Here is a 6000-nt window from a genome sequence, read left to right on the forward strand (position 1 = left end):
GCACGTCGGACAGATTCGCGTGTCCTTTGCGGCGGAATCGCCCACCTGCCACGCGGGGCTACCGCTGTCGAGGCGTGGCTATCCGGCCGCCCATCGTCCAACGGCTGCCGCACGTTGTCCTGCCGCACGTGCAATTTGCCCGCGCCGCGCACCACCTACCGCTTGTTACCCGTACGCCTGTCAGACGCGCAGTCACCCTTGATCTACCGGTCGGCCGTCGTGCTGTCTGCCCGTGTGCATCTGACTGCGGCATCTCGTCAACAGGAAACGTTGGCTTTAGCATCGCAGCATGCTCAAGGTGGTCTTCATCGGCGGGCCAGGAACTCTCGTGCACGCGCATGCGGAATCTTTCGCTGAGGCTGCACAGCTGGCTGTGCTCAACCCGGGAGACGTGATGCGGACACATTTACGGGAGCAGAGCCCCTTCGGCCTACGGCTGGATCAGTACATCGACGCCGACGAGTTGGTGCCGTCTGAGTTGGTGCTCGAAATGATGCTGGAGAGCTTGGCGAGCGTGAAAGGCGGTTGGGTGCTGGCCAACTTTCCGCGCACCGTCACGCAGGCCGAAAGCTTGGCGAGGCATGGCCATGCACCCACCGCGGTGATCGAACTCTCTGTGACCGATGAGCAGGTGCGCGGGCGTCTACGTGAACGCGACGAACGTCTAGGTCAATGCACTGAGCATGATTCAGCGGTAATGCGACGGCTGGTTCAACACCGGGAGCTCGCGGCCTACTACCAGTTCAAAGGCAATCTCCACAGTGTGAGCGGCCAAGGCGGCAGCCCCGGATTCGGCGACTACGAGGATGTCGAAGAGAGGCTGAAGCCCGTACACCGACATCTTCTGGCGAAAGGGCACGGATAGCGGGTGGAGCGTGTGTTCTCTGTCGGCGTTAAGCGGGGCGCCGCTGGTCGAGTACGAGTACGAGGTGCTCGTCCGCACCATCCCAGTCCGAGCCTGTTCGGCGGAAACCGTGCTCAGCTTTACCGAGCCGGTATTGCCTGCGAACGGGTCGGCCCACAGTGGACGGGTGGGCTCGAGTTGGAGGAACAGCCTCAGCGCTTCGGTCCCGACACCGCAGCCCCAGTAACTTCGGCCGAGCCAGTAACCGAGGAAACGCCGGTCGTCTTTCCACCAGGACACGATGTTGCCTGCGGGCTCGTCGGTCACGGTGATTGTCCGGACCAAGACGGCGGGGTCTGCGAGTACGTTGGCTGTCCAGTGGGTCATGAAGGAGTCGCGATCGCGCGGGTGAAGCGCGATCGACGGACGGCTTCGGGATCCTGCTGGTGAGTGAAGACCAGTTCCGAATCTGCCGCTTCGACGTCGCGAAGCCGGACCAACTCGCTCATGACCGATGAGTGTGTCACCGGGGACCGACACCTCGAGAATGACCGCAGGAGAACCCATTTCGCCACGCGCGTGATCAATCGTTGGTTTCGGTGGCAAAACGCGGCCGAGGTCCAGTCTTTGCCGCCAGCCCCTTACCTATCGTGATCCGTAAGCTGGCAGTGAGACTCGTTGCGCCAGAACCGATCTCGAGCTACCTATGACCATCCGGCACGTACCGGGCGCTTCACCGAAGGCACGACAGACGCTGGCGTCGGTAATAACCGGCGCAATGAAACCCGGTGCGCCGCAACGTCATACGCGGGGTGTGCGTGTCATTCGGCACCAATGAATCACACGCACATCCGAGTCCTACTCGGCTCTGCGCACCACCCGGCGAGTCCGGCCCTTTTCCCCGGCTCGCGACTTGGCCCGCTCCGCACGGCGAAGGGGAGCCCGCTCGGCACGGGTCAGGCGTTCGGCGCTGATCACCAGCGTGGGTGTCGACACGACACCGGCGCCGCATTCGAGAACGGCGGGATTGCCCGCGCCGGCCCGGATGAGCGCGTCGCTGTCGCGGGCCAATTCCTCGGCGGCGCTGACGCCCTTGAGCGCCAGCATCCGCCCGTGATCGCGCAGCAGGGGAAGTGACCACTGCGCCAACTTGGCGAGCGGAGCGACGGCCCGCGAGGTGACGACGTCCGCGCCGCCCGCCTCCTTCAGCACACCGGACTGTTCGGCCCGGCCGCGCACCACGGTGACATCGAGTCCGGCCGCATCGATGAACTCACTCAGGAAGACGGTCCGGCGCAGCAGCGGCTCGACCAGGGTGATCCGAAGGTCGGGCCGGGCGATCGCCAACGGAATTCCGGGTAGGCCCGCGCCGCTGCCGATATCGACCACCGCCGCGCCCTCGCCGATCAGCTCGCCGATCACCGCGCAGTTGAGTATGTGCCGGTCCCACAGCCGTGGCACCTCGCGCGGTCCGATCAACCCGCGCTCCACCCCGGCCGTCGCCAGCGCGGCGCAATAACGCCGGGCGAGATCTAGTCGGTCGCCGAAGACCGTCGCTGCGGTATCCGGAGGTTCCAGCTCGGCGGGCAACGCGGTGCCACCGAGATCTCGTTCCACGTGAAACATCCTTCCGAGCTAGAGACGAACAATCACAGCCCGATCGATCGACCGGAACCCACCGGATACGGAAAGAGCCCCCGGTCCGCGACCAGAGGCCCTATCCAATCACGCTTTCAGGAGCGCACGACGACCACGTGCCGGTTGGGCTCGACGCCCTCGCTCTCACTGCTGACACCGTCGATGGCGGCGACCGCGTCGTGCACGATCTTCCGCTCGAACGGGGTCATCGGCGCGAGCGATTCCGGCGCTCCCGACTCCAACACCCGTTTGGCCGTCGCGGTACCGAGCGCACTCAGTTCGGAGCGGCGCTTGGCCCGCCACCCGGCCACATCCAGCATCAGCCGACTGCGCACTCCGGTGGCCTGCTGAACGGCCAGCCGAGTGAGTTCCTGCAACGCGTCGAGCACCTCACCGTTGCGCCCGACGAGCTTCGACAGATCCTTGCCGCCGTCGATGCTGACAACCGCGCGGTCACCTTCGACGTCGAGGTCGATATCTCCGTCGAAGTCGAGCACATCGAGCAACTGCTCGAGATAGTCGCCCGCGATTTCGCCCTCTTCGATCAGCGCTTCCTCGGCATCGTTCACGACGTCCGGTTCGGCACCTGCCATCGTCGTCGCCACTGTGGCGTCCCCTCCGTCGGTCTCAACAGTCATTTGATTTCCTTCATCTGCTCATCGCCGTCGCACCGAGCGATCGAACCGGCGCCACCGCGAATCAAGGGGTTGCTCCTTGGTTGTCCGCCGCGCGGTCAGCGCCGCCGCTTCTGATTCGCTCGGCCGCGGCCACCCGGACGCTTCTGACCGCTGGGTCGCCGCTGCCCGCCCGACTTGTTCGGCGTGTGCGCGGCGGATGTGCCGTTGGTCGAGGAGGGTGCGTCCTGCAATTCGGCCGCGTCCTGCAATTCGGCGGCGTCCTTCAGTTGGGATGGGTCGGGCCGCTGCGCCTTCTTGCGCGTGTCGACCGGCTTGGCGCCCGGCTTCGGCGCGTTCTGCGCTCGCTTCTCCATCAGCAGCTTCTTCTTCTCCTCTTCCTCCTTGGCCATGCGGCCGAAGACGAGGTGCTGCTGCCCATAAGTCCAGATGTTGTTGGAGACCCAGTAGATCAGGATGGCGATCGGCAGGAACGGACCACCGACGAGCACACCGAGCGGGAAGACGTACAGCGCCAGCTTGTTCATGATCGCGGCCTGCGGGTTCGCGGCGGCCTCCGGCGTCTGCCGGGCGACCGAGGCGCGCGCGTTCATATGGGTGGCGATACCGGCGATCACCATCAACGGAATGGCGACCAGCGCGATGCTGAGCTTGGACGGCACATCGCCGTGCAATGCGAACGCCTGCAGTTCATTGGTCGGCGTGGTGATGAAGGCCGAGATCGGTGCGCCGAAAAGCCGTGCGTGCAGGAAGGACTGAACGTCGTCGACGCTGAAGAGGTAGTTCGGCGTGTTGGCGTTCTGCTCCGGCGACATGCCGAGCTGGCCGAGCCCGTGCCCGGTGCGGTTGAAAGAGCGAAGCACATGGAACAGACCAAGGAATACCGGCACCTGGGCCAGGATCGGCAGGCAGCCCATCAGCGGGTTGAAGCCGTTTTCCTTCTGCAGCTTCTGCATCTCGGTCGCCATCTTCTGGCGATCGTTCTTGTACTTCTTCTGCAGCTCCTTGATCTGCGGCTGCAGCTCCTGCATCTGCTTGGTGGTGCGCACCTGCTTGACGAACGGCTTGTACAGCACCAAGCGCAGCGTGAAGACCAGGAACACCACGGCAAGCGCCCAGGCGATACCGCTGTCCTTGCCGAGGCCCGGTACGGCCGCGAAGACCCGGTGCCAGAACCAGAGGATGGCGGACACCGCGTAATAAATGATGTCGAGCACGGCTCTATGAACTCCCGTCGTTCGTGTCGCCGATCACCGCGCGCGGTGATCCTTTACAAGCCTTCGGTTCCGACGCCGCGGCGCTCGGCAGGTCGATGTCCTGCGGCGCGAGGTCGGCAGTTGCCTCGTCCGGCGCGGTGCGGACGGTGCTCCGCCGACGCTCCGGGACGGGGTCCCACCCACCAGGGTGCCAGGGCGCACATTTGGCCAGACGCACGGCCGTCAATCCGAGGCCGATGAACAGGCCGCGGGTGCGCAACGCGGTCACCGCGTACTCGCTGCAGGTGGGGGTGAACCGGCACACCGGCATGCGGGTGGGGGAGACGTAGGTCCGATACAGCTCGATCAGGAAGATCAGTATGTTCGCCGGCCAGCGGGCGATGACGCCGATGCTTCGCCGGTTCACGACCGGCCACCCGATCCCGCCCCGACCGCGGTACCGGGGTCGCGGGCGACACCGAGTTTGCGTAGCGCGCCGCGGAGCTGCCGGAGTAGCTCGTCCGAACCGGCGTCGGCCGCGCCGGGTAGGGCGCGGATGACGACATCGGCCTCGACGGGCAGTTCCGGAATCACCCGGGCGCACATATGACGCAGGCGGCGGGCCACACGGTGGCGTACCACCGCGGAGCCCACCGCCTTGCTGACGATCAATCCGAAACGCGGTCCGCCAACGCGAACCAGCGGCCCGGCAGGTGCCGGACCGTCTTCTCGTCCACTCGCGCCCACGCTTCCGTCATACCCGTGCACCAGCACGTGCACGACCAGGTCGCGCCTCCCGATTCGCTGGCCGCGGCGCACCGTCCGGGAGAAGTCGGCACGATGATGCAACCGATACGGCTCAGGCAACACCCGAGCGTCCGAGAGCGAGGATCAGGCAGTGAGGGTGCCGCGGCCCTTGCGGCGACGCGCCGACACGATGGCGCGGCCCGCACGGGTGCGCATCCGGAGGCGGAAGCCGTGAACCCGCGCCCGACGACGGTTGTTCGGCTGGAACGTCCGCTTGCCCTTGGCCACGGTCAACACTCCTCAGGTTGGTGGGCGCCCGGCGGCGCCCGAAGCTTGTTCAGTGATACGTATGTATTGCGATGAATCGCACGGGGTGGTCATCATCGGCGCGGATCAGCCCCTGGCGCTCAGTTGGTCGATTTCGACCGAATACGGTCAGCACAGGACCGCCACCGCACCAATGGGTGACTGTACGAGGGTACTGATCTGGTCTTACGGGGTCAAACTCGGCCCCTCGCGTTGGCATAGTCGGACCGGACCCGCTAAGGTCTGTCTCCGGTGTTTTGCGGGTCCGGACGACACGCCCGTGCGGTGATCACAAGTTCGTCCACACCCCTAGCCGCAGCTGCGCTCGGCGGCCTCGGTGCATAACCAGAGGATTGCTGAAGATCCCCAGGTCGGGGCGATACGCTCCCCGCGGGCGAGCGCATTTCACAACTCCCCAGGGTTGTCCACATCTGTGGATAATTGTGTGGAAAGACCCCTGGAGTGGCATATTCGTAGGGCCGACGGTACCGCGCCGCTGTCCGGACGGGGGATCCGAGCAGTGTTCGAACCGGCCCACGGACGTATGCGAGATCACTGAATCCAGCCAGCACGGTGGATATCCCGCGCGCCCCGGCCGTCTGCACCTATCGACTACTCCGGGGAGGCAACTGCA

At 65.5% G+C, this 6000-nt stretch carries 8 protein-coding genes and 1 pseudogene; 1 reads left to right on the plus strand and 8 read right to left on the minus strand.

Annotation, left to right across the window (positions count from 1 at the left end; translation table 11 throughout):
* The first annotated feature begins 289 nt into the window (after positions 1 to 289).
* Positions 290 to 865 carry a nucleoside monophosphate kinase gene (locus tag F5544_RS45710; RefSeq protein ID WP_167478873.1) on the plus strand — a complete coding sequence of 192 codons (576 nt, stop codon included), beginning with the start codon at positions 290 to 292 and terminating at the stop codon, positions 863 to 865.
* A 174-nt stretch (positions 866 to 1039) separates the two neighbouring features.
* Here the strand turns inward: F5544_RS45710 and F5544_RS47750 are convergent.
* From F5544_RS47750 to rpmH, 8 genes and pseudogenes are all read right to left on the minus strand, one after another.
* Positions 1040 to 1231 (minus strand): annotated as a pseudogene (locus tag F5544_RS47750) (GNAT family N-acetyltransferase); the annotation flags it as partial.
* Entirely contained in the window at positions 1228 to 1353 is a 126-nt protein-coding gene (locus F5544_RS47265; protein WP_275107001.1) for a hypothetical protein, read from the minus strand. The gene F5544_RS47265 and the pseudogene F5544_RS47750, both read right to left, overlap by 4 nt.
* A 349-nt stretch (positions 1354 to 1702) precedes the next feature.
* A complete protein-coding gene (rsmG, locus tag F5544_RS45720) occupies positions 1703 to 2470 on the minus strand; it encodes a 16S rRNA (guanine(527)-N(7))-methyltransferase RsmG (RefSeq protein ID WP_167478874.1) in 768 nt (255 codons plus the stop codon).
* Positions 2471 to 2577: 107 nt separating this feature from the next.
* Entirely contained in the window at positions 2578 to 3075 is a 498-nt protein-coding gene (locus F5544_RS45725; RefSeq protein WP_167479975.1) for a protein jag, read from the minus strand.
* A 140-nt stretch (positions 3076 to 3215) separates the two neighbouring features.
* A complete protein-coding gene (gene yidC / locus F5544_RS45730; RefSeq protein ID WP_167478875.1) occupies positions 3216 to 4334 on the minus strand; it encodes a membrane protein insertase YidC in 1119 nt (372 codons plus the stop codon).
* Between the two features lie 4 nt (positions 4335 to 4338).
* Positions 4339 to 4740: a membrane protein insertion efficiency factor YidD gene (gene yidD / locus F5544_RS45735; protein WP_167478876.1), complete on the minus strand. Its 402-nt coding sequence runs from the start codon at positions 4738 to 4740 to the stop codon at positions 4339 to 4341.
* Positions 4737 to 5183 (minus strand): ribonuclease P protein component, encoded by a 447-nt coding sequence (rnpA, locus tag F5544_RS45740; RefSeq protein ID WP_167478877.1) that lies wholly within the window; start codon positions 5181 to 5183, stop codon positions 4737 to 4739. Before rnpA ends, yidD begins: the two co-directional genes overlap by 4 nt.
* A 21-nt stretch (positions 5184 to 5204) precedes the next feature.
* On the minus strand, positions 5205 to 5348 hold the full coding sequence (gene rpmH, locus F5544_RS45745; protein ID WP_058854877.1) for a 50S ribosomal protein L34: 144 nt from the start codon (positions 5346 to 5348) through the stop codon (positions 5205 to 5207).
* Positions 5349 to 6000: the final 652 nt, after the last annotated feature.

The sequence above is a fragment of the Nocardia arthritidis genome, assembly GCF_011801145.1.
GTDB lineage: Bacteria > Actinomycetota > Actinomycetes > Mycobacteriales > Mycobacteriaceae > Nocardia > Nocardia arthritidis_A.

Coding starts and splice junctions, on each gene's coding strand:
- F5544_RS45710 (WP_167478873.1), top strand. CDS start 290: ATGCTCAAGGTGGTCTTCATCGGCGGGCCAGGAACTCTCGTGCACGCG.
- rsmG (WP_167478874.1), bottom strand. CDS start 2,470: ATGTTTCACGTGGAACGAGATCTCGGTGGCACCGCGTTGCCCGCCGAG.
- F5544_RS47265 (WP_275107001.1), bottom strand. CDS start 1,353: ATGAGCGAGTTGGTCCGGCTTCGCGACGTCGAAGCGGCAGATTCGGAA.
- F5544_RS45725 (WP_167479975.1), bottom strand. CDS start 3,075: ATGGCAGGTGCCGAACCGGACGTCGTGAACGATGCCGAGGAAGCGCTG.